The organism is Streptomyces sp. NPDC034043 (assembly GCF_055575675.1).
Genome location: NZ_JBVISF010000013.1, coordinates 58,031 through 84,419, shown reverse-complemented (window position 1 = coordinate 84,419; position 26,389 = coordinate 58,031). Strand labels below are relative to the sequence as shown.

Genomic DNA, 26,389 nt, shown 5'->3' with positions numbered 1-26,389 from the left:
GGACTGCACAACTGCGCGATGTCCACCTGCGCTGCCCCTGCGGGCTCTCCATGCCGGACCGGCAAGGGCAGGGTGGCCAGCCCGTGCGGAGTCGTGATCAGGGGCAGGGTGGTAGGTCCCGATGAGGGTTGATCTCGTCGGCCAGCCGGACCTGGGACCAACCGTGAGCCCCTCGTAGCTCCCGGATCAACTCCCCGATGTCCATGCGCCCCAGTCTGCCCCTACCAACACCCCTGCATGGGATCTTTCTTCGGGCCGAAGGTAGGGGTACCTGCCCACCTGAGAAGGGGTACACCCATACCGCACACCCCACCCCCCGACCACAGCAACGCTCGCCACAGCCTCAAGCTCTTCCCCCTGGTGCTCCTCGACCCTCCGCCGCACTGTGCCCGCTGCCAGGACCATCCGCCGCCGCCACAGGCCCCCTGGCTTCCCGTCTTGGCCCATTGCGTGATCGCGGCGGCATTCAGGTATGTCGAGATGTCGTGTGATGTTCAGGGGTGTGGGTCGACGGCTTTCACTGGTGGCGGCTGTGACGGGCGGCTGCTGTGCTGCCTTGGAGCTGTTCCGCTGGTGAAGGCTGGGGCGCAGGGTGGTCAGTTGGGCGGTGTGGTGACGCGGGCAGCGAGTCCGTCGAGCAGGGCGGCCAGGCCGTAGCGGAAGAGGGATTCGGGGGAGAGGTCGGCGTCCGTCCGAGCGGCGGCGAAGGCGGGGAAGGCACCGCTGTCGACGAGGGCCGCCAGCCGGTTTTCCTGGACGTGCATCCACTGCTGCCCGCTCACCCCGCTGGACTGCTCGGCTGCCGACTCCGGTTCCAGGTCCACGGCGTGGCCCCGGACGTACCCGAAGAGGGTCACGGCGGCGTGCATCCGGGCACCGGCGTCCAGGCCGAGGCCGTCCAGGGCCGCGAGGGCCCAGTCGATGTGCCGGATGCCGTTGGGGATCAGCAGGGGGCGGTTCAGGTTCATGGCGCCGGCCAGCCAGGGGTGGGCCCGGTACAGCCGCCACTGCATGGCCGCCGACAGCTCCAGCCGCTCCCGCCAGTGCGGCGGCGGCCGCTGCGGCAGGGTCTGTTCCCCGAAGGCCGCGTCGGCCATCAGCACCACGAGCTGTTCCTTGTTGCTGACGTGCCGGTAGAGGGACATGGCCGAGACCCCGAGCTCCGCGCCGAGCCGGCGCATGGTCAGGGCGGCCAGTCCCTCCGCGTCCGCGACGGCGACCGCCGCGCGGACGATACGGGCGCGCTGTGCCGTGTCGTCCTCGACGGCGGTGCGGCGGTCCGGTGCGCCCGTCACGGGCCGGGCCGCGACCACCGTGCCCACCCCCGGCACCGCACGGACGAGCCCCTGCTGCTTGAGCGCGGCCAGGACCTTGCTGGCCGTGGCCATGGCGACCCCCCACCGCTGGGTGATGGCCCGCGTCGAGGGCACCCGGTCCCCGGGGCGGAGTTCTCCGCGCTCGATGCGGCCCCGCAGTTCGGCCGCGATCCGCGCATACGGTGCCTGCTCCCGCTCCGTCATCCCACCCCTCCTGGTGCACTAGTACGGGTGCACTGTAGTGCACTAGGTCGATTTCCTCAACTCACCAACTCAGTTACGGTGTTTCCGGCTGTACGTTGTACACATCACCCCGAGAGAGGAACCAGAAGTGAACGCGCCCCAGCCTCAGACGACGAACCGGACCGTGCTGATCTCCGGCGGTAGCGTCGCAGGCCCGGCCCTCGCCTACTGGCTGCACCGCCACGGCTTCACTCCCACGATCGTCGAGCGGGCCCCGGAGCTGCGCGACGGCGGCTACGCGGTCGACTTCCGCGGCGAGGCCCTCGACGTCCTCGACCGCATGGGCCTCCTCCACCAGATCCAGGCGCTGGACACGCAGATGGGCGACGCGGCCATGGTCGACGCCGAGGGCAACCAGTACGCCACCCTCCCGGCGGCGGCATTCGCCGGGGACCTGGAGGTCCTCAAGGGCGACCTGACCCGGATGCTCTACGAGGCCACCCGCGAGAACGTCGAGTACGTCTTCGGCGACTCCATCGCCACCCTGGACCAGGACGAGGACGGCGTCCTCGTCACTTTCGAGCACGGCGCGCCCCGCCGCTTCGACCTGGTCGTCGGCGCCGACGGCCTGCACTCCCACACCCGCGCCCTGGCCTTCGGTCCCGAGGAGGAGTTCGTCCGCCACCTCGGCATCTACACGGCGATCTTCAACCTGGACAACTACCTCGGCCTGGAGAACACCGGCCACCTCTACGCAGCCCCGGGCAAGGCCGCCAACATCTTCACGGCCCGAGACAACACCGAGGCCCGCGCGGCCTTCCACTTCGCCGCCGACCACCTGGAGTACGACCGCCGCGACCACGCCTCCCACAAGCGGATCATCGCCGGACGGTTCACCGGCGGGGGATGGGAGATCCCGCGCCTACTGAAGGAGATGGACGCCGCCGGGGAGTTCTTCTTCGACGCCAACGCCCAGGTCGTCATGGACACCTGGTCCACCGGCCGCATCGTCCTCCTCGGCGACGCGGGCTACTGCGCTGGCCCCACCTCTGGCCGCGGCACCTCCCAGGCGCTGATCGGCGCCTACCTCCTCGCCGGCGAACTCGCCACCCGCGACGGCGACCACACGGCCGCCTTCGCTGCCTACGAGCAGCAGATGCGCCCCTACGTCGCCGAACACCAGGCCCTGGGCCGCGAGGGCGCCGAACGCTTCTTCCTGCCGGCCCCCACCCAGGACATCCTCGACATGCTCGCCGCCAACGCCCCCGAGAACACCCGCACCGAACCCATCCGCCTCCCCGGCTACGCCCCCACCGGCGCCGCCTGAAGGACGACCGCGCATGGACACCGGGCCCCAGCCGCCCGGAAGTCTCGGCCAGCCGGGCCGAGACGACCTGCTCGCTGCCCTGGACACCGACACCGCGGGCGGTTGTCCAGCAAGCCGCAGACAGGCGTCCTGTCGTGCGGTGTCGGTTGGGGGTGGCCAGGAGGGCAGAAGGGCGGCTCGCGGGGCAGTCTGGTGCGGTGCAAGTGGTGTCACCGGGATGAGCTGAGCTGGACAGGGAGACGCGGTGTAGCAGGTTCTGTGCAGCTTCACTGATCGCCGATGTCGCTGATCAGTGGGTCTGCGAAGGCGTCATGCTTCCGACCTGGGGCTGTGCAGGTTGGTTGAGGGGGTTGCCGACTGACTGGCTCACTGAATTTGCGCAGGTAGTGGCCCTGCAGATCGTCTGGCCTGCGGAGTTCTTGGAACCCGTTGTTGTTCCGAACGTGGTAGCTGGATTCCTGCTCGTGGGAGTGGGTTCCGTTGTGGTGAGGCAGGGATAGGGCGCACCCACACGCTCGATGGAGCAACGGGTTCTGAGACGGCGAAACGCCGCGGCTTGCCGGGGCGTTTCGTGCGTGCGCTCAGTTCAGCGCAAGCCGTCTGTGTCGTCGTGCTCTTCGCCGACCGGGAATGGCCGACGGTCCTCCCCCGGGTCATCGCTGTAGATGACCGCGGAGACCGCGCTGTCGTAGGCATCGTCGAGGCCGTTACCGCTTGCGCCGAGTATGTTCTCCCAGTCAATTCCCATACCTACAAGGCTACCCGTAGTGTTCGAGGAGCCGAGCGATGTGGGCGTTGAGCTCGTCCGCCTGGGCAAAGATCGCAGCTTCCTCTCCTGGGAGGATGGGCCGCGCGGCCAGCCTCGTCATCGGGCTAGGGTCCGTTCACTCGTGGCGGTGACTATGGCTGTTGAGTTCTCCACGCTGGCAGCCCAGCGCCCGATCGCGGACTCCTGGCGCTGGGTACGTCGCCTGGACGTTGGGCCAGCCCGACGCGTGGGGCCATGTCCATTTCGCGCCAGCTGCCATCTGCCCAGTGCCTCGCTGGCGTGGTGGGCTGATCAGCAGCGCCGACCTGGCCTCACGCGGTACACCGTCTCGGGCCTGCGCGTGGTAGTTCACCCGTCGGGGCTGGTCAGCTTCTCGACGTTCCGTGCCGCCTTCTGCTGCTGGGCCTGCACCTTAGCCGCCGCTCCCGCGGCTTCCCGCGAGCGGGCCGCTGCTTCCGCGCTCGCCGTGGGTGCCGTCTCCAGCCGCGCCCTCGCTTCCCGTACCCCATCGTCGGCGGCTGCCAGGGCGGCCGCCGTGGTGTCGGCCCGTTCCCGTGCCGCGGCCTGTTCCGCCTCCAGCCGTTCCGTCTCGGCCAGCCCCGCGCGGGCCGCCTCGGCAACAGGGTCTCCTGGAGCTGCTCGGATGGGGTCGCACCCCGAGCTACCAAGAGGCCCTACCTTCATGCCCGGACCACCCGAACATCACCCAACCCAGAACCCTGTTCGAGCCGAAACACCCACACGCTCGATAGAACAACGGGTTCTGAGGGTGACGTTCGGGGCGCCCGATCTAGGTTCCCCTGTACCGGGCCGCCGACGTCGACCGGATCCCCTCAGAAACACCCCGGGGTGGACTGGCCGCCCGTCCGCTCTCTCAGCTAGGGCCGGTGTCTCCCCTCGCCCGCAGCGCCCGGGGACCCGTTCGGCAGGACTGACGTGGCTCGCGGCCGAGCCGGTACCCCTTTCGGTCCTGTGCTGGTGAGGCTCCGGCCAGGAAACATGCTTCCTGGCCGGAGCCTCAGGACCGGCTTGCTGGCCCTACCTCTCGATTGCGAAGTAGATGTCGCGCCGTTCGTGGATGGCTTCTGGCGCGGCGCCTGGCCGGGTGGAGGTCCGCAGCGTTTCCGGTGAGAAGACCGTTGACGTTCACCTGGCTCCGTGGCGATGAGCCGCCTGCGGCCAGCGGGGACCGCGGCGGGGCGCCATGCCTGGTTCGCACGGTCTGGGCGGCCTGCGGTGGCCAGCAGTGTGGGTCAGGTGTGGCGGTGGCGGTGGCGAGGGTGAAGCAGTGGCGGGTGCCGGTGCTGTCGAGCAGGAGGTGGGGGAGCGGGCCGGTGAGGATGAGGTCGTGTCCGATGCGTGCGTCCAGGAGAGCGTGTACGAGTGCGGAGTCGGCGAAGGAGACCCGGCTGAGGTTGATGAGACCCGCTGGCACGGTCCGACCGACATGTGACCGGATGCTTACGGCCGCCCACGATGCTGGGACCATTCTGGCGCCAGAATCGACATCACCGCCGTGTCCACCCGTTTGCCATCCCACAGCAACGCATCGCGCAGTACTCCCTCGGCGACGAAGCCAACCTTCTCGTAGACGCGGCGAGCCCGCGGATTGAACGCGTAGACCTCCAGCGAGATGCGGTGCAGACCCAGTTCCTCGAAGCCGTATCCGACGATCAGCCGGGTCGCCTCCGTCCCTAGACCGCGCCCGTAGGTGCCGGGCACGAGGCAGATACGGAAGCTGCAGCTTTCGTTGCCCGGGTCCCACTCGTTGAGCACCGCCTCGCCGATAACGCTCCCCGTCGCCTGCTCGACCACGGCAAGATCCAGCCGGTCATCCTGGTCCCCTCGCGTCTCGTACCAGGTGCGTACCCGCGCCTCATCGGGCTCGCCGTCGTCATGGCTGCCAGTCAGCCGTGACGCCTCGGTGTCCCGGAACATCGGCAGCAGCGCGGGCACATCATCCACCGTGACCGGCCGGAGCAGCACCCGTTCTCCCCTCAGCGTGGGCTTGCTGAGAAAGTCGGGGCGCGGAGCACTTGGAACGTGATCAACCATGGCCGCATTGTGTGCGACCTCCCCGCTCGGTGTCCCCCCGTTATTCGTCACATGACCAGGTCACCTCTGAACGGCGATGCCTCGAAGCTGCGGTCATCCGTCCCGTCCGTCCATGGGACGCTGGCACGCGATCGAGGAGGGCACCGTGGAGAACCTGCCGGTTCACGAGCTGGGGCTGTCGCGCGGGGCTGTTGAGGGGCACGACACCGGCTACTTCGGCTCGCTGCTCGCGCTCGGCCGGCATGCACACCTGATGCTCCAGGCCGGTCTGATCGCCCCGATCCCGGCAGGCGCGCAGCGAGACGACGGCTGCCAGTTCTACGAGGCCACCGCAGCAGGCCGCGACTTCTACGCCGCCCACCTTTCCGGGCTGGATGAGCGCGCCAATGGCCGAGCGAACGCCTGGGGCGGCCATCCGCAGCTCGTGGCTGCGGCGCGGGCGCTGGGCCAGCTGTTGCATGCGGTCGAGCATGCGGCTGACTCGGCCGGGGTCCCCAACGGTCAGCGGGCCTGGCTCCCCAGCTCCGAATAGAACAGTCAGGGCGGCTATCTCTGCGCCCTCTGCCAGGCTCTGCGTCCTGAACAGCGACAAGTCCCGGCTCGAGGTGCCCTGAAGCCCGCACTTCACGACATCCCGCCGCCGCACTCGTCCCGGCGGCGCCGACCCGGCCCGGGGCGGGCGGGGCGTGGGGGTGCGCGGTGGCGGGCGGCGGATGACGCTGGAGGTCTCCAGCGGCCAGGTGAGCGCGCCCGTGCGCGACCGGTCAGGGGGTCGTGATGTCGAATCCGTACCCGCCCCCGGGTGAACAGCGGCCGGGCTGGGCCCCCGCGCCGGCAGCCCGCCCCGGACTCGAAGCCGCCTTGGCCCGCGACCCCTGGTGGTGGCTGGCCGCCGGCCGCCGCCGTCGGGTGCTGGCGGTCGTGCTCGCGGCGATCGGCGCCTTCGTCGTGGCGGTGGTGGGAATCGCCGTCCTGTTCGCTGCGGCGGGATGGGACCTGTCGCTGTGCCAGTCGGATACAGCGCGCCCATCTGCGGGTTGCAGGAACCAGCCGCACAGGGGCCGCCTCCGGTATCGACTGCCTCGGCGGCATCCGCATGCCGCATACCGCTCGCACAGCGCCCAATACCCAACGGCTAACCTGGCCTTTCCGGCCGTCCCGGCCCGCCGAGCGCGCTGCCCCCCCGCCGATCCGACCGTACGCCCCATGCCCCACATCCCCTACCCCGGAGGAAGACAGCACCATGCAACACCCCCCTGAAGGCGACGCGGTCCCGTCGGCCGTGGAAGTGCGCGGACTCCGCAAGGAGTTCGACGACAAGGTCGCCGTCGGCGGAGTCGACCTCACCGTTCCCCGGGGCAGCTTCTACGGCCTGGTCGGACCCAACGGCGCGGGCAAGACCACCAGTCTGTCGATGATCACCGGCCTGCTCCGGCCCGACGCGGGCACCGTGCGGGTCGCCGGGTACGACGTCTGGCAGGACCCATACGAAGCCAAGCACCGCATCGGCATCCTGCCCGACGGCCTGCGCCTGTTCGAGCGGCTGTCGGGACGGGAACTGCTGCGCTACACCGGACGGCTGCGGGAGCTCCCCGCCGCCGACACCGAGGCGCGCGCCGAGGAGTTGCTCGACGTGCTCGGGCTCACCGAGGCCGGCGACAAGCTGGTCGTCGACTACTCCACCGGCATGCGCAAGAAGATAGGCCTGGCGGCCGCGCTGCTGCACAACCCTCCGGTCCTCTTCCTCGACGAACCCTTCGAGAGCGTCGACCCGGTATCGGCCGAGGCGATCCGCGAGGTGCTGCGCCAGTACACCGCGACCGGCTCGACGGTGGTCTTCTCCAGCCACGTCATGGAGCTCGTGTCCGCGCTGTGCAGCCACGTCGCCATCCTGGCCAAGGGCCGTGTGGTCGCCGACGGCACGCTCGACGAGGTACGGGCCGGACGAAGCCTGAACGAGCGCTTCATGGAACTGGTCGGCGCCCCGGCCGGGAAGGCGAAGGGAGGGAGCCTCGCATGGTTGGGGTCTTCGTCGGGCTGAAACTCGCCCTCCTGCGCAGCAGTCTGCGCCGCAGTACCGCCCGCGCCGTGGGCTTCGTGGCCGGGGCGGGCATCAGCCTGGCCGGGTCCTGCTACGCGGCCATCGGCCTGGCCCGCGCCCAAGGCGAGCCGGACGCGCCCGGCTTCGCCGTCCTGGCCTTCGCCGGGCTGGCCGTCGCATGGCTGGCGCTGCCGCTGTCCTTCGGCGCGGGGGGCGACGAGAGCTCCGATCCCACCCGCCTCGCCGTGCTGCCCGTCCGGCCGCGCCGGCTGATCGCCGGGGCCACCGCCTCCGCGCTCATCGGCCCGGGGCCGCTGTGCACGCTCATCCTCATCACCGGAGCGGTCGTCGGCGCCGCCGAGGGCGCGTTCAGCAGCTTCCCCGCCGCGGTCGTCACCGTCCTCGCCGTACCGCTCATGCTGCTGCTGTGCGTGGTCGCCTCCCGGGCCGTACTCGCCTCCTTCGCCCGCGCGCTGGCCGGCCGCCGCGGCAAGGACGCCGCCGCCCTCGGCGGCGTACTGACCGCAGTCGGCGGCTACGCCACCTACATGCTGCTGACCACCGCCAGCTCGGGGCTCGCTCTGCCGCCCCTCGCCGTACGGATCCTGCGCTGGACCCCGCCGGGCTGGCCGGCCGACGCGATCAGGGCCGCCGCCGACGGCAGGACCGCCGCCGCCCTGCTCGAACTGGCCGGGACCGCCGCCCTGATCGGCCTGCTGATGGTGTGGTGGCACGGCTCCCTGACCCGGCTGATGACCACGACGGACGCCTCCACGGCCCAGGCCGTCAAGGTCCGGGCGGGCCGGACGACAGGCCTGCGGGCCCGGCTGCTGACCTCCAGCCGGACCCTGCTCGTAGCCCACCACCAGTTCAGCGCCTTCGCACGGTCGCCCAGGCACCGGATGACGATGATCGCGGCGCTGGCGTACGCGCTGCTGTTCCCGGTCGTGATGGCCGGAGTCGGCATGCGGACCCCGTACGCCGCCGTCGGCGGCGCCTGGGTCTTCGGACTGACCGCCCCCGGAGTGCTGTTCGCCCTCGACGGCTCCGCGCTCTGGAGCAACGTCGCCACGCTGCGCACCGTGGCGCAGGCCCGCGCCGAACTCGCCGGCCGGCTGATCCCCCAGCTGGTGGTCATCGCGCCCTGGCTCACCGCCGTCGCCACCGGCGCCGCCCTCGTCACCGGGCGCACCGACCAGCTCGCGGCCGCGCTCGGCGTCAGCTTCGCGCTGCTCGGGGTGACCTTCGCGATGGGCATGGTCATCAGCGTGTTGCACCCCTACCCGTACCCCGAGGACCCGTGGAGCGTGAGTGCGCCCGGCCAGAGCGGCGGCTACCACTTGGCGAACTTCTTCAGCTCCATCCTCGGCGTGGTGGCGATCGCCCCGGCAATCGCCGGCGCGATCGCCCTGAACGGCTCCGCCTCCTTGTGGCTGCTGCTGCCTCTGGGTACGTCGTACGGCCTGCTCGTCGTCCTGGTCACCCTGCGGACCATGGGACAGCGGCTGTTCGACAAGGCGCCCGAAATCCTCACCACCCTGCGGATGTCCTGACCCACCGACCGGACACGATCACCCGGTCGAAGGGATCGGGTCGCTCCTGCGACGCGGTGGCTGGGCCAACCCGCTCGCGCCAGGCGTTCGGGGCCCGGGAAGCGGATATCGCCGCGTCGGAACCCCGGGGAACGATAGGGGGCGAACTACGCCTGGCTATGGGACAGTTCATGATGTCGTGTCACCGGCTGCTGGGGGAAGGGCGGAATATGGCGGACGAGGGGGACGGCTGGTTGACGGAGCGCCAGGTGAGCACCTTGTGGCTGGGCGTCGGTACTAACTCGGTGTATGTGAATGCGCTGGCCCATGGGGTGCGGACCCGTACGGAGAGCTGGATGACCACTACGGGCTATGCCGGCAAGATGTGGTATCACGCCGACGACGTGCGCCGAGTGGCCCCCCAGGTAGCAGCCGAGCCACTCAAGGGGCCGTCCCAGGTACCGTGCTGTCTGGTGCTGATCGTTCTGGCAGCGGCACCGCTCGTTTGGCTGGCGATACAAATAGAAAGCGCAGGCGGGTGGTGAAGGTCAAGTGTGTGGCTGCGCGGCCGGCCACCCGCGAGATGCTGGGGTGTCCACTGCATCATCGCTGGCTCGTTGGGCAGGGCGCTTCCGAGCCTCAAGGAGAGGCCGATCAGATGCCTACACGCGTGGGTATGGCGCCCGCACGTCCGTAGCCGAGCACCTGGGTGAGGACTTGTCGGAACGTGATGAGGCCTTCGGCCGGCGCTTCGATGACAGCCTCGATCTCACTGTCGGAAGGTGGCACTTCGCGCACGGCCCGGTTTGACTCGGGGACCAGATGGCGGGCTGTCCCTGTCAGCGGTCAGCCGGCCGCCGCGGCCGGTCCTTTCCCGAACCCGGCGACGTCGTCCACGGTCATGTCCAGGCGACCAGAAAAGCGAACATGTGATTGAGGTCGGTGAGCCAAGCTGCCGCGTCCACGTCGTCCAGGACGGCGAGGCCCAGCCGGCGCAGGCCGTGCTGATGACCGACGCCGAAGCCGCTGACTGGATCACGGCCACGGCGGCCGGGGCGGTCTGATCTCAACGCACCAACGGGCCCCGGGGGATCAGTCCCCGGGGCCCGGGTCGCACCATCCAACGCGTTGCGACCCTCGCCGTCACGCGGTGGCCGGCTGCGGCTCCTCCAGCACGCGGGCGACCTTCCTCGCCAGCTCCGCGACGTGGGCTCCAGCGAACCCTCGCGGCAGCGCCGCCGACTGACCGCAGCCCCACAGCTTGGTGTGCTCACCCGCGTCCTCGACCAGCGGCAGCACGCCGCGCGCCCGGGCCGAGTCCAGGAGGCCATCCGCTTGGTCAGCGTGCTCTCGCCCGCCCGCAAGGATGCGCCTCATGGAGAGCAGTTTCCCCATCAGGGCCGTTCAGGCCGTGATCACTCCATCTGGCAGCGCTCCTCGTCACTGCACTTCTTCCAGGAGCTGGTCACCGGGGCGTCAGTAGCCAGGCCAGGGGCTGCGGCGTACGAGGATCGTCCATTCCTCGTCGTGCCGGCCCGGCACGAGGCGCCCCTCAGCCGCCCACCGCCGCGCGAGGTCGGTGAAGATCGGCTCCAGGTCAGGGCGCGGAACCGTTTCGCCACCGCTTCGCTGAACGCCGATGGCCGGACCGAACCGCATCGTCATCGTGCTCATGGCCGTTCAACGCTGCCGGCTTGTCCGGGTTACCCGCGTGCCGGGGTCTATCTCCTTCGGGTGGGCGCGGATGTGCCGGCGTCGAGGAGGACCGGTAGCTGGCCTGGGGGTCGCTGGACGTCGGCAGATTGTCAGGAGGCGAGCTCGTGGCTTCGGGCGTGCAGGACGGCTTCCGCCCGGGTCTCGAAGACGGTCGGGCCGCGGGTTCCGACGGCGGTAGCCATCAGGTGCCTGGCCTCGGGCGCGGCGGTCACCACGGACAGGGCCGTCCCCGAGGCCTGGCACAGACGCTGAGCGCGCAGTACCAGGCTCACCACCACGGGCGTCAGCGTCTCCGCGGCGATCTCGACCACCACATCGCGGGCCTTGTGGAGGGTGATCAGGTATTCGGTGTGCGCGGCGGCCGCTGCCCGGTCGCTGATGCTGATGCCGGCGGGGAAGGAGACGGTCAGGACTCCGTGGTCGATGACGTGAGTGAGCATCGTGTTCCCTTCCGCGGCGGCCGCGACTCGCAGACGTCGGCCCCTCTGGTGTACGCCCGCCGCCAGACGGCCAAAAGCCGGTCGGAGGAGTGCCTGGGCCCGGGCAGGGGGTGCTGGGGGGCTTTAGGTGTGCAGGCGGCTGTTGATGCCGTCGTGGCTGTCGGCGTGTTCGTCGTCGAACCAGTAGTCACCGGCGGCCAAATACCTGAAGGAGTGCACACTCTTGCCGGGCAAGGTCACGGTAACCGCGCGCTTGCCGTCCTTGCGGGGCTGAAGGGTGTGGGTGCCGGGCTGCCAGTCGTTGAAGTCGCCGACCACGCTGACCGGCCCGGGCGGGGTGTCGGCGGGCAGAACGAAGGTGACCTCGGTACGGCCCTCGCGGCTTTTGCGTTCCAGCACGGGACGGACTCCTCATCAGGATCAGGCGGGCGGGCGAATGTGACCGGCCCATGCTGAGGCAAGCCCTGCGAGGTCACGCCCGACACCGCCCAACAGGCGCAAGGAAGTCACCCGTATGCCACGCTCCGTTACGAAGACCGCGCCGCCTGTCGCTTTCTGTGGCAACTTGACGGAGAGGAAGTACCCACACTGAAGGAGTCGCCGTCATGGGTGGTACCCCGGACAAGAACCGGCAGTCGGGCAAGGGACGCCAGGAGCATGAACGCCGGCAGCCCGGCCAGGACCCGGTCCATCCCGAGGCCGGCCAGCCGGGGCGTGGAAAGAGCCCCGAGGAGCTGCGGCAGCGCCGCGAGGACGACATGATGCGCGACGAGGACGTCCTGCGCGACGACGAACTCTGACAGCATCGCCTCCCCCGACGCAGAGCCCGGCCGGCCACCTGTAGTCACCCCGGCCGGGCTCTGTCACGCCCGGGGGCCAGAGGGCAGGCACTGCCCCGAGGCCACGCGACCCCTGGGTAGCCGAGGTCTGGGGACCGTCGCGCAGCGAGAACCTCGCCGCGTCTGACGGTTACCAGTCACATTCGTCGTGCCCACGACCAGGGTGTACGACGAGGACCACGCCGACGGTCACGACGGAACCAACAGCCGCCTGCGCACCTGATTCGGATACCCCGCAGCGGGCACCCGGCTCCATGTCCCTGCGCCCGGCCGACAACCGTGGCGGGCGGGCACCGACGACATTGCGTGAAAGGAACCAGTTGATGACGAAGGCACGCGAGATCATGACGGGCGGCGCGGAGTGCGTCGGCGCCGAGCAGACGGTCCTTGAGGCCGCGAAGAAGATGACACAGATGGGAGTCGGCGCGCTGCCGATCTGCGGGACGGACGACAAGCTCAAGGGCATGCTCACCGACCGCGACATCGTGGTGAAGGTCCTCGGAGCCGGCAAGGACCCGGCCCAGGTCAAGGCCGGCGAACTGGCCCAGGGCGAAGCGGTCACCATCGGCGCCGACGACGACGCCGCCGAAATCCTGCGCACCATGAGCGAGCACCAGGTACGGCGCCTGCCGGTCATCGACGGCCACCGCCTCGTCGGCATCGTCGCCCAGGCCGATGTCGCCCGCGCCCTGCCCGACCCCCGGGTCGGCGACCTCCTCCAGGCCCTCTCCACCGACTGACACCCACAGGCTCGGGGGGCGCCTCAGTGACGGCGCCGTCGCCGGAGCGGTATCGCCTGCCCGGGCGGTGCCGCTGCGGCGACGGCCGGCACGGCGGTGATGAATGACCCCTCAGCTGCCCGGATTCGCGGGCCCCTGGTGCTGGTCAAGGATCTTCCGCGCGGCCTGCACAAGCGTCGCGTTGCCTGCTGCGACCGAGCCATTCGGCAGCATCAGCACGTCCTCCAAACCGATCCTGGTGTCCAGTCCCAGGCCGGCTGCCGCTCGCAGCACGGGCCAGGCCCCGCCGTCTTCGCCGTGCAGCAGCACAGCCACCGTGAGTCCATTTCCGATCTCCCGCACCAGGGCCGCGGCCGTGGCCGCTGCTGTGCCCGGGCCGGTATCGGTTACCTCCGCGAGCACACGCAGCACCCGAGGGGCCAGCGGCGAGGCACGGAACCGGCGGGCCCCATCTGTACCCGACCAGATACCAGCCTCGATACCGATGCCACGCTCCAGCAGAACACCGGCCACTGCTTCAGCGCCGTCCTCGTGCCAGTTCACTGAGGCGTGGTCGGGCAGCACCGTCCAAGACCGGATCAGCTCGACCCGCCGCCCCGGGTCCGGCAACGCCCATGCCCCGGTAGTGACCCCGACGCGCACCCTTTCCGGCACGACGGCACGCACCGCGCTCACCGCCGCGCCCACTAGCTGGGGCTCCAGCGAATCGAGACCATCGGACCCCTTGGGGTGCAGGTGAACGTCCTCCGCTCCAGCCGCCACCGCACGCGCAGCCTCGGCCGCCAACTCCCCAGGGGTCACGGGAACCCATCGGCTGCCGCTCTGGCTCCGTGCTCCGTTCAGACACACCTGCAACATGGCCAGAACTCTGCCAGACATCACTGGCACCTCTCACGGCCCGCACTCAACCGAGCGCAGAACGCCCACGGGCTAGGAAATTCACGTTCTGAGCCTGTAGCGAAAGTGCTGGTCACAGCCGCCCGCGAGGATTGTGACCAGCATGGTTGCCCTGATGCGCGTTGATTTCCTCACATTTCATGGCGGCGGCGCCACCGCGTAGAGCTTCTGAGCGGTGTGGCCCCGGTCCGCCGCGGCGCCGAGGGCGTGCCGTGATACCGCCGAACCACACGCGGCTAGGCCGTTTCCTTCGGATCGGGTAGGGCTCAGGAGGCGGCGCCCCAGGAGCCCGCTGCAGAGCCGCTCCTCGTAGATGGGCGCTCGGAGAAGGCGCACTGCGCTGTGTGGGTGGCGGAATGAAGGGTGGGACATGCGCGGGACGGACGCGGTGGCGGCACTTGCCGACCTCATGCCGGTGATTGACGGGGTCGACGAGCGCGTCGACTGGGGCGACGTCGAGGCAGTTTGGGGGACCCGGTTCCCCTCGGACTACGTCCGCTTCATGGAGGTGTACGGGGCGGGGGACATCAGCGAGACGATCAGCATTCTGCTGCCGGCACCGCATGTCGAGGGGTGCCTTACCGGGCTGGCCCGGGCCTGCAGGACGAGACCGACGTCGCCCGCGAGATGTGGGAGATGCTCCGCGACGAGACCGACTTCGACGTGGACCCTGGGTCCATCGTGGCGTGGGGCGTGACCTCGGGCGCAGACATCTACTCCTGGGTGACCGCGGACGACGACCCGGATCGATCGCCGGTCCTGATCTTCTCAAGGGGCAACGACGTTATGCGGTTGGTCCCTCTGGGGATGGCGGAGTTCCTTCATCGGCTCCTGAATGACGCGGTGTTTCGAAAGGGAAAGATCAGCATCGCCCTTCAGGGTGAGGTGTCCTTCGTCAACTGGCGGAACCGATAGGTCGCAGATTCGGATCACCTTGCTGACCAGATGAAGATGGCGGCGAGGTGGAGTCCGGCGAGGTAGATGGTGGCGGTCTTGTCGTAGCGGGTGGCCAGGCCGCGCCACTGCTTGAGCTTGTTGATGCACCGTTCGACGGTGTTCCGCTGCTTGTAGGCCTCGCGGTCGAAGGCCGGCGGGCGGCCCCCGAGCCGACCGAGCCGCTTGCGGTTGGCGGCCTGGTCCGCAGGTTGCGGGATCACGGCCCGGATCCCGCGCCGGCTTAGATGACGGCGGATCGCCCGGGACGAGTACGCCTTGTCCGCCAGGACCGCGTCCGGCGTGATCCTTGGACGGCCGATCCGGCGCGTCACCCGTAATCGGGCCATGACCTGCGGGAATGGCAGCGCGTCTCCAGCCTGGCCGGGGGTGATGAGGAACGCCAGCGGACGGCAGTGACCGTCCGCGACGAGGTGGATCTTGGTGGTCAGCCCGCCGTGGGAGCGTCCGAGGGCATGGTCGACCGGCTAGCCTGCCGGGGCCCCATTTGACGGGCCCCGGCGGTGTGCTGGTGAGCGCGGACAATCGTGGAGTCGACCGCGACGACCCAGTCAAGGTCGCCTTCGGCGTCGGCTTGGGCCAGCAGGGCGGTGAAGACCCTCTCCTAGGTGCCGTCGGCGGCCCACTTCCGCAGCCGGTTGTGGGCGGCCCTTCCACGAACCGAAGTGCTCTGGCAGGTCCATCCACGGCGTGCCCGTGCGGTACTTGAACGCGATCGCGTCGATTACCTGCCGGTGATCCCGCCACCGACCACCCGCTTCGGCGACCTGTCCGGCAGCAACGGCTCAATGCGTGCCCACTGGGCGTCAGTCAACGACACACATCAACCAACGATCCGATGATCTGAGGGACACGCCCTAGCGGGAAGCCGTTGCGCAACTCCAGCAGATCCCTCGGGATACCCCCACCGCATGTGCACCCAGCGGCGCTGCACCGTGGCAGCCGTGATGAGGTGAACCAGCCTTGACATCAACCGCAGTAGAGGTTCTAGCTTAGCGATCGTGACGACCGTAAGCACCGCGCAGAACGGCACCACCCCGCTCGGCCAGCGGCCCATCGCCCTGGTCGCCTGGGGCGCCACCGAGGCGATCCTGCGGCACTCGCAGGCCGCCCTGGCGCGCATCGACATGACCCAGCCCCAGTGGTGGGCGCTCAACAACATCGTTCGGGCCGAGCACGGCCTCACCAGGCAGGAGATCCGCGCCTTGGCCGTGCCCTACGGCATGGGCGCCCAGGTGATGGTCCACGCCTCCGACGCCCTCGTCCACCGCGGCTGGCTCAGCACCGCCACGGACGGCCGGCTGACCCTCACAGAGCAGGGTCGCCAGGGCCTGGCGACGGCGAAGGAACACATGGCCCGGGTGCGCGCGGAACTCCTCGGCGACATCACGCAGGAGGAGTACGCGACCGCGGTCTCCGTGCTCCAGCGCGTGACCGACAATCTCGCCTGGGGGTGTTGTGAAGGCGCCGGTAAGCCGTTGGTTGATGGCCGTGACCAGCACGATCGCGCGCCGGCCGGGTGACGGTGGGCAGGGGCGGGAAAAGACTGGGCAGCGATCAATGCGCGATACCGCCACCTGAAGACCAATGAACATCCTCAACCGTTCAGTAATCGCGCACTGCGTTCGCTGACTGGTGGCGGATGCGGTGAAGACCCTGTCAGGCCGATCACACGGCACGGATCGGCAGCCTCCGCCGGGAGCATAGGGTGTCGGGCATGGGGATGAGGACGCTGATCAAGGACCTGGTGAGGGAAGCCGAAGGGCTCATCCGGGATGACGTGTGGGTTCTGACACCCGCCCATCGCAGGGTCATCGCGAAGGCCGCCGTCGACCTGCACGCCGCCGTCGGCGCTCCCCAGGTCCAAGAAGCGCTGCCCGTGATCGACCGCCTGGAGCACCTGCGGGAAGCACTCGCCGCCGTGGCCATCGCCCTTGCTCACGTCCACGGGCATACAGCCTGGTTCCTCGGCGCTGCCGCCACGGCTCTCACGCCCGTCCTGCACTGGCGCGCCCTGCCTGGCGAAGACGGCCACACCTTCGGCGCCGTCGCACCGACGCCTCAGCAATATGCGGAAGCCGAGGATGCCGTCCGTCACCTTCAGAGCGCCCTCGCCTGCTTCGCCTCCGTCTGAGACCATCCGCCCCATCGGGACCAGAGGTTCCGATGGGGCGTTCGGGCCGGTGGTCCGAACTGGGTTGTCTGATCGCCCGACAAGTCTTAGGTGGCCGCAAGCGACAACGGCATTGACGTCCAAGTCCAGACCAGCTCCTTCAGACGGCTGTTGTGGGCCTCGCCCGTTCTGCCCGGAGCCACCCATGATCTGACCGGTCGGTGCGGACGGAGGCGTTCGACGCGATGGCGGCCGGCGTGTGGGAGCTCGCGGACGCGGTGTGGCAGGAGACCGAGCTGCTGCGGTGGTCTGGGCACCGGTCCATCGGATCGCTGAAGCGCTCGATGAGACGCTTCCGTGGCTGTTCGCACCTGACCATGACCAGTGGCTTGAGGCGCTCGTCGGCGACTTCGGCCGGAAGACTGACCGAGCGGTCTTCGGCCGTGTCATTCCTCGGACCGTTCATCGGGCTGCGCCGCTGCCCCGGGCGGTGTACGGCGGGTGAAGCGCGGCCGGGCCAGGGCCTTGGAGCCGCTGGCCTGCCGGTCAGGCGGCGGTACTGGGGTCGGTGGTGGTGCGGGCGTAGTGTTCGGCGATGTCGTCGCTGGTCGTGGTCCACACTCCGGGGTGGTTGACGACGTATTCGAGTGCCTGGTCCAGGTACTTCATCCGGAAAGCCTGGCCGGTCACGAAGGGGTGCAGGGCCAGTGCCATCACACGGCCGCTGTGCGCGGAGTCCGCGTACAGCTGGTCGAGCTGGTCCTTGACGATCTGCACGAAGTCGGGACCGCTGATGGAATGGGCGGTGAACAGCCCCAGGTCGTTGAGTTCGAGGGTGTAGGGGACGCTCAGGAGCCCCGGTACGTTCAGCGGGAACGGCTGGTCGTCGGCGGTCCAGTCGAGCACGTAGCGCAGGCCGAGTTCGGCGATCAGCGCCGGGGTCTGGAACGTCTCGCTGAGGGCGGGTCCCATCCAGCCGCGGGGACGCTGCCCGGTGGCCTTCTCGATGGTCTCGACGACCTCGGTCAGGTAGGCGCGCTCGTCCGCCTCGACCTCGGCCTGCAGGGTGGAGTTGTTCTTGCCGTGCGCGAGCCAGGCCCAGTCGCGTGCCCGGCCGGCCTCGACGATCTGTGGGTAGTGCTCGGCTACATCGGAGTTGAGCAGCACGCTCGGGCGTACGCCGTGCCGGTCGAACGACTCGATCATGCGCCAGATCGCCACCCGGGGGCCGTAGTCGCGCCACCCGTGGTTCAGCGGGTCGGGCACGAGCGCCGCAGTGCCCTGGTTGATGCTGGTGGACGGCTTGCCCAGGAGGAAGTGTTCCACGTTGAGGCCGACGTAGAAGGCCACCCGGGCGCCGTCGGGCCACTGGACGGGCGGGCGTTCGGTGATGGGGCTGTAGTCGTACAGGCCGTTGTGCATGGGGTTCCCTTCGCAGGAGCCGTCCATGGGACGGCAGGGGAGCTGGACGCTAGGAGACGGTCCGTGTCGTGTCGCGAACCGATACGGATCGTGTCGCGGCATCGGGCTGGTGTCAACACGAACCGGATCGTCTCCCCGGTGCGGTAGCGTGAGCTCGTCAACACCATGGAGGCGACATGAGCACGACGCGTGCGCCCGACCCCGCCCGGCGCAACCCGCAGGCAACCGCCGCGATCCTCGATGCCGCGCTCGACATGGCCCGCGAAACCGGCTTGGCCCGTGTCACCATCGAGGGGATCGCGGCTCGCGCGGGCGTCGGCAAACGGACCGTCTACCGCTGGTGGCCTTCCAAAGGCGCGGTCGTCCTCGACGCGTGGGCGCAACAGCTCGAAGAGCGCCTGCACCGACGCCTCGAAGCCGCCCAGACCGGCGACTTCGAGGCCGACCTGAAACTCATGGTCAAAGACGCCTGGATCGACACGATCGGCGACACCCGCAGTGTGCTCGCCTCGATCGTCGCCGAGTCCCAGCACGACCCCCACCTCGCCGCGGAGTTCCGTAAACGCCTCATCGATCCCGCCAGCACGCTCGTCGCCGAGCGCATCCGCCGCGCCCAGGCGGACGGGCAGGTCGCCGCCGACATCGACCCGTACCGTGCCATCGAGCTGGTCTACGCCCAGCTGTACTACAGGCTGCTCGTGGTACGCGGACCGAGCGACGAGGCATACGTCGAGGACGTCGTCGAACTCGCCATCCGTGGACTCAGACCCCCTCGCCAGAACGGGGCATGACCCAGCCGGAACCCCCGTGGTGCCCGGCAGCTTGGATGCCGCGACGTCCCCACGAACCCCCCCGCACGTCAACGCCACCGTGACGGGCATGCAGGTGTCGCCACCGGTCCCCTGACCCCAGCAGGGCGCTGCCGCGCCAGCGGCCGGAGACGCGACCACGGCCGGGTTTCCGTCGCCCGGCTGCGCCCGCGCCCCCGCACCCACACCCGTACGCGGCGCCCCCCGCCCCCCCGCCCGCTGCTATCGAACGGAGGCCCACGTGTGAGGCCGCTGACCGAAGGCCTGACCCTTCCGAACGACCTGGACCTGTCCGGCCGGACCGTGATGAGCGTCCTTGAGGGACCGGCACGACAACGGAACTGGAGCGGCTCGGCGTGGGGCGGCGGCGAACAGCCGGCTGGTGACCATCAGGCCGGGTTGGTGCCGGAGCTTCAGCGAGCCTCACACCCGTCCGAGGGAACGCCGCGCCAGGATGGAGAGCCCGAGGGCCCCGGCGCCCCGGGCGGGAGGAGAACACATTGATCACCACGAACATCCAGCGCCACGGCACGGTCCTGGTCAGCGTCACCGGGGCACTCGACGAAAGCACGGGCCCGGCGCTCCAGCGGGCGCTGGATGACGTCACCGCCGACGAGCGGGACCTCATGGTCGACCTGCACCGCGCGCAGTCCATGAACGCGGACGGGCTGCTCCACCTCCTGGCCCTGCACCGTCGGGCTGAGAGTCTGGGCCTGCGCGTCCTGGTCGTCGGCTGGCAACCCCAGCCCCAGCAGCTCATGGCCGATGTCGCGGGCATTCGCGGGCGCCACTCATCCACCGGTGAGCGGTACGCCGTGGCAGGATTCCGTCGGCTGATCGAGGAACGGGCGCAGCGGGCACGCGACCTCCCGGATTTCGAGGCCGGATGGCTGTCCGGCGTCTAGTGCTCTGACCGGGAAGGTTCACCGGGGGTCAGTACTCAGAGCCCGGCTGTGGTGGACGAAGAGGCGGGGCATCACGCGGAGACTGCCGAGGCCAGACGGGCGGCCGTCCCGCCCTGGCACCCTTCGGCAACAACGGCGCCAGCACTGTCCACTGCTCGTCCGTGAGATCTCCCCGCCCCATAAACCGTGATCATTCACAGTCAAAGATCCACTTTCGACACACGGCTAGGCCGTCTCTTCCGGATCTTGTAGGTCAGGCAGGATTCAAAGACGACGGCTCAAGCTGGGTTCCCGTCGGCGGGGTGCCGTAGCGTCGGCAGCATGATCTCCGAGCCGACGAGCCAGGCCAAGGGCCCCTACGATGCAGCCTTCCTGCCGCGGCTGCGCATGTCCTTCCGGGCTGCACCCGGGCCGGTCACGGACCCGGTGTCGAAGTTCGGCGGGCAGCCGGTCTGGTTGGACGGTCCGGCGTGGCCGGTGCATCCGGGAACGGGAGAGCCGCTTGTGTTCATCGGCCAATTCCGGGTGCCAGGGAACGAGGTACGCCTCGCCTCCTTGTTCCTGCACGAGGACGGCATGGACATGGGCGGCAACGCAGCGGAGGACGGCGAGGCTGTCGTTCTGGTCCAGCCGGGCGGGCGGATACCCCCCTTCGCGTCGATCGGGTCTCCCGGCACTCAGGGGCGAACCCTGTGGCGTTGGGGTCCGGACGATACGGAGGTTCCCGTCGAATGGCTGACGGACCTGACTCCGATGCCACCGGAACTCGGCGAGGCGGCGAACCAGGCCGCTGCCTGGTCCCGGTGGCTGCGAAGCGAGGGACGAGAGGTCGAATACCCCGACGAGGAGCGACCCAAGGACTTCCTGGGGGGCGAGGCCCTTTACCCAAACCACCGGTTCTTCGGCATCGATTCCTCTTGGCTGTTCCTCTGCCAGTTCGAGGACCGGGGCGAGGCGGAGTCAGACCCATTCTTCCTCAACTTCGGCTACGGGAGTGGCTTCCTCTTCCTCAGCTCCGACTACCTTGAAGGCCGGTTCATGTGGGACTGCAGCTAAAGGCCGCTTCTGACGGATCACCTCGCCGACCAGATGAAGATGGAGGCGATGTGGAGCCCGGCGAGGCAGACGGTGGCGGTCTTGTCGTATCGGGTGGCCAGACCGCGTCACTGCTTGAGCTTGCTGATGTACCGCTCAACCGTGTTGCGCTGCCTGTAGGCCTCGCGGTCGAAGGCCGGCGGACGGCCACCGAGCCTGCCAAGTCGCTTGCGGTTGGCGGTCTGGTCGGCGGGGTTGCGGGATCACCGCCCGGATTCCGCGCCGTCGGAGATGGGTCCGGATCGCGCGGGACGAGTAGGTCTTGTCGGCCAGGACCGCCTCCGGCGTGGTCTTGGGCCGGCCGATCGGCCGCGGCACCCGTAAGCGGGCCATGACCTCGGGGAATGCCGGTGCGTCGCCGGCCTGGCCGGGCGTGAGGACAAACGCGAGCGGGCGGCAGCGGCTATCGGCGGCGAGGTGGATCTTGGTGGTCAGCCCGCCGCGGGACCGTCCAAGGGCATGATGGTCCGGCTCGCCGACCGGAGCCCCTTTTGACGAGCCCAGGCTCGCCCGCGACCCGGCGCTGTGGTCGGCGGCATTTGCGGGTGCCGGTGGCGGTGGGCGGTCGGCTGCAGGCTGGTCCCGCCGGCCGACGCGGGCTGGGGGTTGTGGTCGTGGGCGGTGGTGGAGGCCGCCGACCCGGAGGCGGTACGGGCGGCGTTGCGGGGCTGGTGGGTGCGGGGTGGGCGGCGGAGCGGTTGACGGAGGCAGATCCGGCGCCGTACCGCGCCGGCCCGGTAGCGGCGCCGACCACCAGTCGCGGAGCGTCTGCGTACGGCGCTGGGCGCCCGCCCGGCCACCGTTTCTTGCTCCAGTCGTCGTCGCTCAGCCTCCCCGGCCTTCCGCGCCCGCTCCTGCTCCTCCACCTCCTGGCGGCGCCGCTCCGCAGCCTTCTCCTGCTCCCTTTGCCGGGCCTCCCGCTGCGCCCGCGCGGCGTCCTGACGCCGCCGCATCACCTCGTGCTTGCCGTGGGCCGGGTCCTTGCCGACTCCGAGGACCTTCACGACGATGTCGCGGTCGGTGAAAAGAAGAGATGGGAGTCGGCGCGCTGCCGGTCTGCGGGACGGACGACAAGCTCAAGGGCATGCTCGGCGCCTGCCGGTCATCGACGGCCACTGGCTGGTCGGCATCGTCGCCCAGGCCGATGTCGCCCGCGCTCTGCCCGACCCCCAGGTCGGCGACCTCCTCCAGGCCTCTCCACCGACTGACACCGACGGGCTGGATCGGGGCTGGCGTCACCTCAGGGACGTCGCCGTCGTCGGAGCGGTGTTTCCTGCCGGGCGGTGGCGTTCCGTTGACCGCCTGCCACGGCGGTGATGTCTGGTCGCTCGGACGCGCGGGCCCCGGGCCAGGCTGCGGGTTCCCTGGTATCCCGTCTGTCCTGCCGCAATGCGGCTGAACAGCTGGTGGGCCGCTGACGAGCCGGTATGCCAGGTCGCTTGTGACCGCGGAGGGTCGGGTTTCTCAAGCGACCTGGCTTTTACAGGACTCTCGTTCGTGATGGAGGCAGGCCACGGCTATGGAGACATCGGTGTGGCCCGCCGTGCCGTCTGTTGGTCGTGGCCGCTTCAGTTTGCTTTCCGGGGTGGAGCTTCAGCTGTTGGTCAGGGTGCGGTCCAGGAGGGGGAGCAGGCGATCCCAGTGGCGCTTCAGGCCGGAGGCGCTGAAAGCGTCGGTGTCGGACATGGTGAAGCCGTGGGTGGTGCCGGGGTAGATCTCGGAGGTGTAGTTGACGCCTGCCGCATCCAGGGCGTAGTTGAGATCGCCGAGGGCCTCAGGTGTTATGTCCCCTTCGGCGTGGGCCAGGTGGACCTGTGCGGTGAGTTTGGAGAAGAGATCGACCCCATCGACACCCACGGGGCCGTGGTACGCGGCGACGGCCGCCACATGGTCGGGGTGTGCCGCGGCGGTTTGCATCGCGTAGAGGCCGCCTATGCAGTAGCCGGTCGCCGCGACCGGTCCGGCGCCGACCTCGGGCTGGGCGGCGAGGAACCCGAGGTAGGCGTCGGCGTCGCTCAGGACACGTTCGGCGGTGTGTGCCTCGATCAGAGGCATCAGCTGCGTGAAGAGCGCAGGGCGGACCTCTTCTCCGATGTACTCGGGCAGCTCGACCAGCGGTGTCGGGCCGTGCCGGTAGTAGGAGTTGGGGACAAGCACGTAGTAGCCGTGCCCGGCCAGTTCGCGGGCCATCTCCCGCAGCACTGGGCGGATGCCGAAGCCGTCCGCGTACATCAGCACCCCTGGGTGCCGCTCGCTGTGGTCGGGGAAGGCGACGAAGGCGTCGGCCTGGCCGTCCGCCGTGGGAATCTGCAGGGTCTTGGTGGGCATGAATGCTCCTGTCGTGGTTGATGTGCAGAGTCTGCGATCAACACGACGGAGGCGGAGCCCGCGCGGCAGCGCAAGAGCCTCGATCGAACAGCGGGCCCCAAGCAGCCCGTACGGCGCTCAGAAGAGCACCGGGTCACCAATCCGTGTGTGGCGCAAGGCCGTCCCGGTATTCATAGCCGCACAGCGTAGCCCATCGGATATGAGCCGAGGCCAGCACTCCCGCCCGAGCGTATGCCTCGATTGGCTGAGAACCGACACGCGTCGTATGCGGCATAGTGAGAGTCCAACGGCTTAAGTGACAGGAGACTGTCAGCCGCCCTGAGCGGGAACGCCTGCGGACTCCGCACTGGTCGCCGATAGCGAACGCCTCGCGCGCCGCGAGACGGAACCGGCGGCAGCCGTTGCGGCCGAACTTCCGGCGGCCAACGCTGCGGCGTGTTCGGGACGTTGCCGCTGGTAGTCGCGCGTAAGTCCAAGAGAAGTCTCGCAAGCCGTGCGGATGTCACCGGCCGCGCCCCGGCCGTCGCCGGGTCTGCCGCTGCCGGGCCGTACGGCGCCGGCCCGGCAGCGGTACCTACCACCACCGACCGTGCCCCGCCCGGGGAGACTTCAGTCCCTCCAGGCCCCGTCCCGTCGGCCGGACCGGTGCCCGCCAGCCGACCGGAGACGGTTTTGGCCCGCTGTGACACCGGAACCTGAGGGCACCGTTGAGCGGGCGGTCTGCGGGAGGCGGCCGCGGTGCTGCGCGGTCAGCTGTCGCGGCCGGCCCGCCTGGGCAGGGCCGCCAGCTTGGAACGGTGGGCGGCCGCAGCGCCTGACTTGGCCCTACCGCCCAGGAGGCCGACCAGGTCCTGCCCGCGGGCACCGGCGCCGAAGAGATCGACGCAATGGCGAGCCGCTCGCGTCCTGGTCTGCGCGTGTGGAACTGGTTGCCGGTCCTGCCCGACCCGCTGCTCACCGCCTTCGCCCCTCTGCTGGCCAGTTCCAGCAGTTCCCCCGTCTCCAGGAGGACGGAGGAGCGGGCCGGTACCGGACGGACGGCGGCGCGCCGATGCCGGCCCGCTCGCGGCCGCCGCCGTGGGACCGAGGACGCGGGCACCGGCGGCTACGCCATCGCGCTGGACCGCCTGGTCCAGGCGGCACCGGCCGCTTGGACCGCCGACATCCCCGCGCTGATCACCGTCCTGGCGCGCCCGGCGCCCTCGCCGCTGGCCCGGCCGCCCTCGCCGCCCTCACGCTGCGCCGCGCCCCCGCCGCGGCCGGCCGTCGGCCCTTCACCTCGGTGCTGTTCACCGACCAGGAGCTGTCGACCTGCTCGGCATGATGGGGCGCGCTGGCGGCGACTTCGGAACGGAGCTGACGGCCGTCCTGGGTCACCTGCACACCCTGGCCAAGCCCCCATCCGCCGCGCGACCGCCACCACCCGCACAAGGTTCCCGGCCCCGCATAAGCTGTCGGCAAAGGCGTCCTCGACGCGGGCCCTGACGCGGTGGTGTTCGGCGCTGTCCTCTGCCTGACCTCGCAGACATGATGAGCCGTCTGGGCCTACTGTTGTGCGGGCCGATCAGACCGGTGACCAGGTAGACGCCCCCCGCGATGACCGTCGTCCCGGCCGCCGCGGCCGGAAGCTCCGACTCCCGCCACACGTACGCATCGGCCTTGGTCCCGGCACCGACCGGGCCGAGGTGACGACCAGCCGGGTGTCGGTGTCAATGATGACCTCCATGTTTGCCGAGAACCGGTAGTTTGCGGCTCGAGGTACCGGCAGTGCGGCCGCGGACCGGGACCGGGGTGTGCCCGCGATCCACAACCGCTCGAGACCGGCGCCGCGCCGCGGGGCCGGCTCCAGCGCGAGCAATGACCGGGCAGGCGGTGGCCGGGAAGATCCCGCAGAGCGGGGCGAGCTGTCGCAGGTGAGGCTCATTTGATCTCGTGGCAAGATCGCGGGATGCTACGACTAACCGATTTCATCATCGATTGCCCGGACACGATGAAGCTGGCAGCTTTCTACTCCGAGGTGACGGGGCTTCCGGTCAAGGAGGGCAGTAACGAGAACTGGGCCGGTATTCAGTTGGGCGACATCGAACTGGCCTTCATCCAGGTGGAGGACTACCGCGCCCCGCAGTGGCCCGACGGCGAGCACCCCAAGCAGTTCCACCTCGACTTCGAAGTCGACGACATCGAAGCCGAAGAGCGTCGCGTGCTGGCCCTCGGCGCGACCCTGCAGCGGGACTGCGCCGGACCCGAGGGCTACGGTTTCCGCGTCTACACCGACCCGATCGGCCACCCCTTCTGCCTCTGCCGCAACAAGGGTGTCAGCTGGACCGATCAAGGCCCCATCTGGCCCGAGCGGAACTAAGGGTGTTGCAGGAGGTTGGTCTCGCGCAGGTGGCCTGAGTGTCGGCCGGCCTGCTGTTTTCATCCTGCCAGGGCGAGGTTGTGCATGGTGGCGACGGCCTGGTGGAGGCCGTCGCCCCTCTGGCGGCAGTCGCGCAGGATCTTCCAGGTTCTTCCTGCGGGCGAAGGTGGGCCCGACGCGGCCGCGGGCCCGGGGGTGCGGCGTTGTCTTCCTCCTGCCCGCGCAGGAAAGGTCATCCGGCTCTTCTGTGATGCGGCACGATCAGCCCGGTGCCCAAAGTAGGCGCCGTCTGCGACGACCTTCGTGCCGACGGCCTGGGCGGGCACGTCGGACTCGCGCCAGACATGGGCGTCGGCCCGCATTCTTCGCCCAGCACTCCGATCGCGGCTCCAACGCCGAAGACGGGCCAGGTGGCGCTTGTCCCGTCCGCGGCCCGATGTCGCGCGCCGCATCATCGACACCACCGCCCGCGCAGCCGGCGTGACACCCGAGGCCATCGCCCGTGCAGTGGCCTCATCCGCGGCCGGCCCCCGCGCGGTCCGCGGATCC

26 protein-coding genes and 4 pseudogenes are annotated in these 26,389 nt (G+C 69.7%); 15 read left to right on the top strand and 15 right to left on the bottom strand.

Features of this window, described 5'->3' with window-relative positions; all coding sequences use genetic code 11:
• Positions 1-596: 596 nt before the first annotated feature.
• Positions 597-1,520 (bottom strand): TetR/AcrR family transcriptional regulator C-terminal domain-containing protein, encoded by a 924-nt coding sequence (locus ACZ51S_RS27080; protein WP_468478538.1) that lies wholly within the window; start codon positions 1,518-1,520, stop codon positions 597-599.
• Between the two features lie 127 nt (positions 1,521-1,647).
• Here ACZ51S_RS27080 and ACZ51S_RS27075 point away from each other — a divergent pair, with 127 nt between their 5' ends.
• Entirely contained in the window at positions 1,648-2,826 is a 1,179-nt protein-coding gene (locus ACZ51S_RS27075) for an FAD-dependent monooxygenase (protein ID WP_468962208.1), read from the top strand.
• A gap of 586 nt (positions 2,827-3,412) precedes the next feature.
• Here ACZ51S_RS27075 and ACZ51S_RS27070 read toward each other — a convergent pair.
• The 3 genes from ACZ51S_RS27070 to ACZ51S_RS27060 form a co-directional block, all read right to left on the bottom strand.
• Positions 3,413-3,574, bottom strand: coding sequence for a hypothetical protein (locus tag ACZ51S_RS27070; protein ID WP_468478536.1), 162 nt, complete (start codon positions 3,572-3,574; stop codon positions 3,413-3,415).
• 369 nt (positions 3,575-3,943) lie between these two features.
• Positions 3,944-4,279, bottom strand: coding sequence for a hypothetical protein (locus ACZ51S_RS27065; protein ID WP_468962206.1), 336 nt, complete (start codon positions 4,277-4,279; stop codon positions 3,944-3,946).
• Between the two features lie 777 nt (positions 4,280-5,056).
• Entirely contained in the window at positions 5,057-5,650 is a 594-nt protein-coding gene (locus tag ACZ51S_RS27060; protein ID WP_468962205.1) for a GNAT family N-acetyltransferase, read from the bottom strand.
• A 112-nt stretch (positions 5,651-5,762) separates the two neighbouring features.
• Between ACZ51S_RS27060 and ACZ51S_RS27055 the strand changes: the two genes are divergently transcribed.
• The 4 genes from ACZ51S_RS27055 to ACZ51S_RS27040 all read left to right on the top strand — a co-directional run bounded on the left by ACZ51S_RS27055 (position 5,763) and on the right by ACZ51S_RS27040 (position 10,287).
• Positions 5,763-6,182, top strand: coding sequence for a hypothetical protein (locus ACZ51S_RS27055; protein ID WP_468962203.1), 420 nt, complete (start codon positions 5,763-5,765; stop codon positions 6,180-6,182).
• Between the two features lie 711 nt (positions 6,183-6,893).
• Positions 6,894-7,691, top strand: a complete 798-nt coding sequence (locus tag ACZ51S_RS27050; protein WP_468478532.1) for an ABC transporter ATP-binding protein — start codon at positions 6,894-6,896, stop codon at positions 7,689-7,691.
• Entirely contained in the window at positions 7,667-9,244 is a 1,578-nt protein-coding gene (locus ACZ51S_RS27045; protein ID WP_468888601.1) for a transporter, read from the top strand. The genes ACZ51S_RS27050 and ACZ51S_RS27045 overlap by 25 nt, the downstream gene beginning before the upstream one ends.
• Before the next feature lie 908 nt (positions 9,245-10,152).
• Positions 10,153-10,287, top strand: a complete 135-nt coding sequence (locus ACZ51S_RS27040; protein ID WP_468888598.1) for a hypothetical protein — start codon at positions 10,153-10,155, stop codon at positions 10,285-10,287.
• Between the two features lie 79 nt (positions 10,288-10,366).
• On the opposite strand, the gene ACZ51S_RS27035 is transcribed toward ACZ51S_RS27040, so the two are convergent.
• The 4 genes from ACZ51S_RS27035 to ACZ51S_RS27020 form a co-directional block, all read right to left on the bottom strand.
• Complete coding sequence (locus ACZ51S_RS27035; protein ID WP_468478529.1) at positions 10,367-10,600, bottom strand: hypothetical protein; 234 nt, start codon at positions 10,598-10,600, stop codon at positions 10,367-10,369.
• Between the two features lie 99 nt (positions 10,601-10,699).
• Positions 10,700-10,897: a hypothetical protein gene (locus ACZ51S_RS27030; RefSeq protein ID WP_468478528.1), complete on the bottom strand. Its 198-nt coding sequence runs from the start codon at positions 10,895-10,897 to the stop codon at positions 10,700-10,702.
• Between the two features lie 131 nt (positions 10,898-11,028).
• Positions 11,029-11,379 carry a hypothetical protein gene (locus ACZ51S_RS27025; protein ID WP_468962201.1) on the bottom strand — a complete coding sequence of 117 codons (351 nt, stop codon included), beginning with the start codon at positions 11,377-11,379 and terminating at the stop codon, positions 11,029-11,031.
• Positions 11,380-11,502: 123 nt separating this feature from the next.
• The gene (locus ACZ51S_RS27020; protein ID WP_468478526.1) at positions 11,503-11,778 is read right to left on the bottom strand and encodes an isoamylase early set domain-containing protein; all 276 of its coding nucleotides are present in this window, start codon (positions 11,776-11,778) and stop codon (positions 11,503-11,505) included.
• Between the two features lie 206 nt (positions 11,779-11,984).
• Here ACZ51S_RS27020 and ACZ51S_RS27015 point away from each other — a divergent pair, with 206 nt between their 5' ends.
• Positions 11,985-12,179, top strand: a complete 195-nt coding sequence (locus ACZ51S_RS27015; RefSeq protein ID WP_468478525.1) for a hypothetical protein — start codon at positions 11,985-11,987, stop codon at positions 12,177-12,179.
• Positions 12,180-12,541: 362 nt separating this feature from the next.
• A complete protein-coding gene (locus tag ACZ51S_RS27010) occupies positions 12,542-12,958 on the top strand; it encodes a CBS domain-containing protein (RefSeq protein WP_468962199.1) in 417 nt (138 codons plus the stop codon).
• 111 nt (positions 12,959-13,069) lie between these two features.
• Here the strand turns inward: ACZ51S_RS27010 and ACZ51S_RS27005 are convergent, their stop codons facing one another.
• A complete protein-coding gene (locus ACZ51S_RS27005; protein WP_468474669.1) occupies positions 13,070-13,816 on the bottom strand; it encodes a 3-keto-5-aminohexanoate cleavage protein in 747 nt (248 codons plus the stop codon).
• 675 nt (positions 13,817-14,491) lie between these two features.
• Between ACZ51S_RS27005 and ACZ51S_RS27000 the strand changes: the two genes are divergently transcribed.
• A complete protein-coding gene (locus ACZ51S_RS27000; protein ID WP_468474465.1) occupies positions 14,492-14,770 on the top strand; it encodes a hypothetical protein in 279 nt (92 codons plus the stop codon).
• Positions 14,771-14,784: 14 nt separating this feature from the next.
• Here the strand turns inward: ACZ51S_RS27000 and ACZ51S_RS26995 are convergent.
• Positions 14,785-15,629: pseudogene (locus tag ACZ51S_RS26995) on the bottom strand (IS5 family transposase).
• A 181-nt stretch (positions 15,630-15,810) separates the two neighbouring features.
• On the opposite strand from ACZ51S_RS26995, the gene ACZ51S_RS26990 reads away from it, so the two are divergent.
• Both ACZ51S_RS26990 and ACZ51S_RS26985 read left to right on the top strand, forming a co-directional pair.
• Positions 15,811-16,332 (top strand): MarR family winged helix-turn-helix transcriptional regulator, encoded by a 522-nt coding sequence (locus tag ACZ51S_RS26990; RefSeq protein ID WP_468474464.1) that lies wholly within the window; start codon positions 15,811-15,813, stop codon positions 16,330-16,332.
• A gap of 194 nt (positions 16,333-16,526) precedes the next feature.
• Positions 16,527-16,943, top strand: coding sequence for a hypothetical protein (locus ACZ51S_RS26985; protein ID WP_468962197.1), 417 nt, complete (start codon positions 16,527-16,529; stop codon positions 16,941-16,943).
• Between the two features lie 525 nt (positions 16,944-17,468).
• Here the strand turns inward: ACZ51S_RS26985 and ACZ51S_RS26980 are convergent.
• Positions 17,469-18,344, bottom strand: coding sequence for a polysaccharide deacetylase family protein (locus tag ACZ51S_RS26980; protein WP_468474462.1), 876 nt, complete (start codon positions 18,342-18,344; stop codon positions 17,469-17,471).
• Between the two features lie 176 nt (positions 18,345-18,520).
• On the opposite strand from ACZ51S_RS26980, the gene ACZ51S_RS26975 reads away from it, so the two are divergent.
• From ACZ51S_RS26975 to ACZ51S_RS26965, 3 genes are all read left to right on the top strand, one after another.
• On the top strand, positions 18,521-19,135 hold the full coding sequence (locus ACZ51S_RS26975; RefSeq protein ID WP_468474461.1) for a TetR/AcrR family transcriptional regulator: 615 nt from the start codon (positions 18,521-18,523) through the stop codon (positions 19,133-19,135).
• A 518-nt stretch (positions 19,136-19,653) separates the two neighbouring features.
• The gene (locus ACZ51S_RS26970) at positions 19,654-20,058 is read left to right on the top strand and encodes an STAS domain-containing protein (protein WP_468474460.1); all 405 of its coding nucleotides are present in this window, start codon (positions 19,654-19,656) and stop codon (positions 20,056-20,058) included.
• Positions 20,059-20,379: 321 nt separating this feature from the next.
• Positions 20,380-21,114, top strand: coding sequence for a hypothetical protein (locus ACZ51S_RS26965; RefSeq protein WP_468474458.1), 735 nt, complete (start codon positions 20,380-20,382; stop codon positions 21,112-21,114).
• Positions 21,115-21,131: 17 nt separating this feature from the next.
• On the opposite strand, the pseudogene ACZ51S_RS26960 reads toward ACZ51S_RS26965, so the two are convergent.
• Both ACZ51S_RS26960 and ACZ51S_RS26955 read right to left on the bottom strand, forming a co-directional pair.
• Positions 21,132-21,609: pseudogene (locus ACZ51S_RS26960) on the bottom strand (IS5 family transposase); the annotation flags it as partial.
• 1,137 nt (positions 21,610-22,746) lie between these two features.
• Positions 22,747-23,481 carry a dienelactone hydrolase family protein gene (locus ACZ51S_RS26955; RefSeq protein ID WP_468888579.1) on the bottom strand — a complete coding sequence of 245 codons (735 nt, stop codon included), beginning with the start codon at positions 23,479-23,481 and terminating at the stop codon, positions 22,747-22,749.
• Positions 23,482-24,631: 1,150 nt separating this feature from the next.
• On the opposite strand from ACZ51S_RS26955, the gene ACZ51S_RS26950 reads away from it, so the two are divergent.
• Positions 24,632-24,805, top strand: coding sequence for a hypothetical protein (locus tag ACZ51S_RS26950; protein WP_468962195.1), 174 nt, complete (start codon positions 24,632-24,634; stop codon positions 24,803-24,805).
• 132 nt (positions 24,806-24,937) lie between these two features.
• Here ACZ51S_RS26950 and ACZ51S_RS26945 read toward each other — a convergent pair.
• Positions 24,938-25,394: pseudogene (locus ACZ51S_RS26945) on the bottom strand (transposase); the annotation flags it as partial.
• Positions 25,395-25,429: 35 nt separating this feature from the next.
• Between ACZ51S_RS26945 and ACZ51S_RS26940 the strand changes: the two are divergent.
• Complete coding sequence (locus tag ACZ51S_RS26940; protein ID WP_468474455.1) at positions 25,430-25,840, top strand: VOC family protein; 411 nt, start codon at positions 25,430-25,432, stop codon at positions 25,838-25,840.
• A gap of 59 nt (positions 25,841-25,899) precedes the next feature.
• Here the strand turns inward: ACZ51S_RS26940 and ACZ51S_RS26935 are convergent.
• Positions 25,900-26,199: pseudogene (locus ACZ51S_RS26935) on the bottom strand (transposase family protein); the annotation flags it as partial.
• Between the last annotated feature and the right edge of the window lie 190 nt (positions 26,200-26,389).

What these genes read in the sequence shown, in the direction of transcription:
- ACZ51S_RS27080 (WP_468478538.1), bottom strand. Translation starts at nt 1,520, where the DNA reads ATGACGGAGCGGGAGCAGGCACCGTATGCGCGGATCGCGGCCGAACTG.
- ACZ51S_RS27070 (WP_468478536.1), bottom strand. Translation starts at nt 3,574, where the DNA reads ATGGGAATTGACTGGGAGAACATACTCGGCGCAAGCGGTAACGGCCTC.
- ACZ51S_RS27065 (WP_468962206.1), bottom strand. Translation starts at nt 4,279, where the DNA reads ATGAAGGTAGGGCCTCTTGGTAGCTCGGGGTGCGACCCCATCCGAGCA.
- ACZ51S_RS27060 (WP_468962205.1), bottom strand. Translation starts at nt 5,650, where the DNA reads ATGGTTGATCACGTTCCAAGTGCTCCGCGCCCCGACTTTCTCAGCAAG.
- ACZ51S_RS27055 (WP_468962203.1), top strand. Translation starts at nt 5,763, where the DNA reads ATGGGACGCTGGCACGCGATCGAGGAGGGCACCGTGGAGAACCTGCCG.
- ACZ51S_RS27050 (WP_468478532.1), top strand. Translation starts at nt 6,894, where the DNA reads ATGCAACACCCCCCTGAAGGCGACGCGGTCCCGTCGGCCGTGGAAGTG.
- ACZ51S_RS27045 (WP_468888601.1), top strand. Translation starts at nt 7,667, where the DNA reads ATGGTTGGGGTCTTCGTCGGGCTGAAACTCGCCCTCCTGCGCAGCAGT.
- ACZ51S_RS27035 (WP_468478529.1), bottom strand. Translation starts at nt 10,600, where the DNA reads ATGAGGCGCATCCTTGCGGGCGGGCGAGAGCACGCTGACCAAGCGGAT.
- ACZ51S_RS27030 (WP_468478528.1), bottom strand. Translation starts at nt 10,897, where the DNA reads ATGAGCACGATGACGATGCGGTTCGGTCCGGCCATCGGCGTTCAGCGA.
- ACZ51S_RS27025 (WP_468962201.1), bottom strand. Translation starts at nt 11,379, where the DNA reads ATGCTCACTCACGTCATCGACCACGGAGTCCTGACCGTCTCCTTCCCC.
- ACZ51S_RS27015 (WP_468478525.1), top strand. Translation starts at nt 11,985, where the DNA reads ATGGGTGGTACCCCGGACAAGAACCGGCAGTCGGGCAAGGGACGCCAG.
- ACZ51S_RS27010 (WP_468962199.1), top strand. Translation starts at nt 12,542, where the DNA reads ATGACGAAGGCACGCGAGATCATGACGGGCGGCGCGGAGTGCGTCGGC.
- ACZ51S_RS27005 (WP_468474669.1), bottom strand. Translation starts at nt 13,816, where the DNA reads ATGTTGCAGGTGTGTCTGAACGGAGCACGGAGCCAGAGCGGCAGCCGA.
- ACZ51S_RS27000 (WP_468474465.1), top strand. Translation starts at nt 14,492, where the DNA reads ATGCTCCGCGACGAGACCGACTTCGACGTGGACCCTGGGTCCATCGTG.
- ACZ51S_RS26985 (WP_468962197.1), top strand. Translation starts at nt 16,527, where the DNA reads ATGGGGATGAGGACGCTGATCAAGGACCTGGTGAGGGAAGCCGAAGGG.
- ACZ51S_RS26980 (WP_468474462.1), bottom strand. Translation starts at nt 18,344, where the DNA reads ATGCACAACGGCCTGTACGACTACAGCCCCATCACCGAACGCCCGCCC.
- ACZ51S_RS26975 (WP_468474461.1), top strand. Translation starts at nt 18,521, where the DNA reads ATGAGCACGACGCGTGCGCCCGACCCCGCCCGGCGCAACCCGCAGGCA.
- ACZ51S_RS26965 (WP_468474458.1), top strand. Translation starts at nt 20,380, where the DNA reads ATGATCTCCGAGCCGACGAGCCAGGCCAAGGGCCCCTACGATGCAGCC.
- ACZ51S_RS26955 (WP_468888579.1), bottom strand. Translation starts at nt 23,481, where the DNA reads ATGCCCACCAAGACCCTGCAGATTCCCACGGCGGACGGCCAGGCCGAC.
- ACZ51S_RS26940 (WP_468474455.1), top strand. Translation starts at nt 25,430, where the DNA reads ATGCTACGACTAACCGATTTCATCATCGATTGCCCGGACACGATGAAG.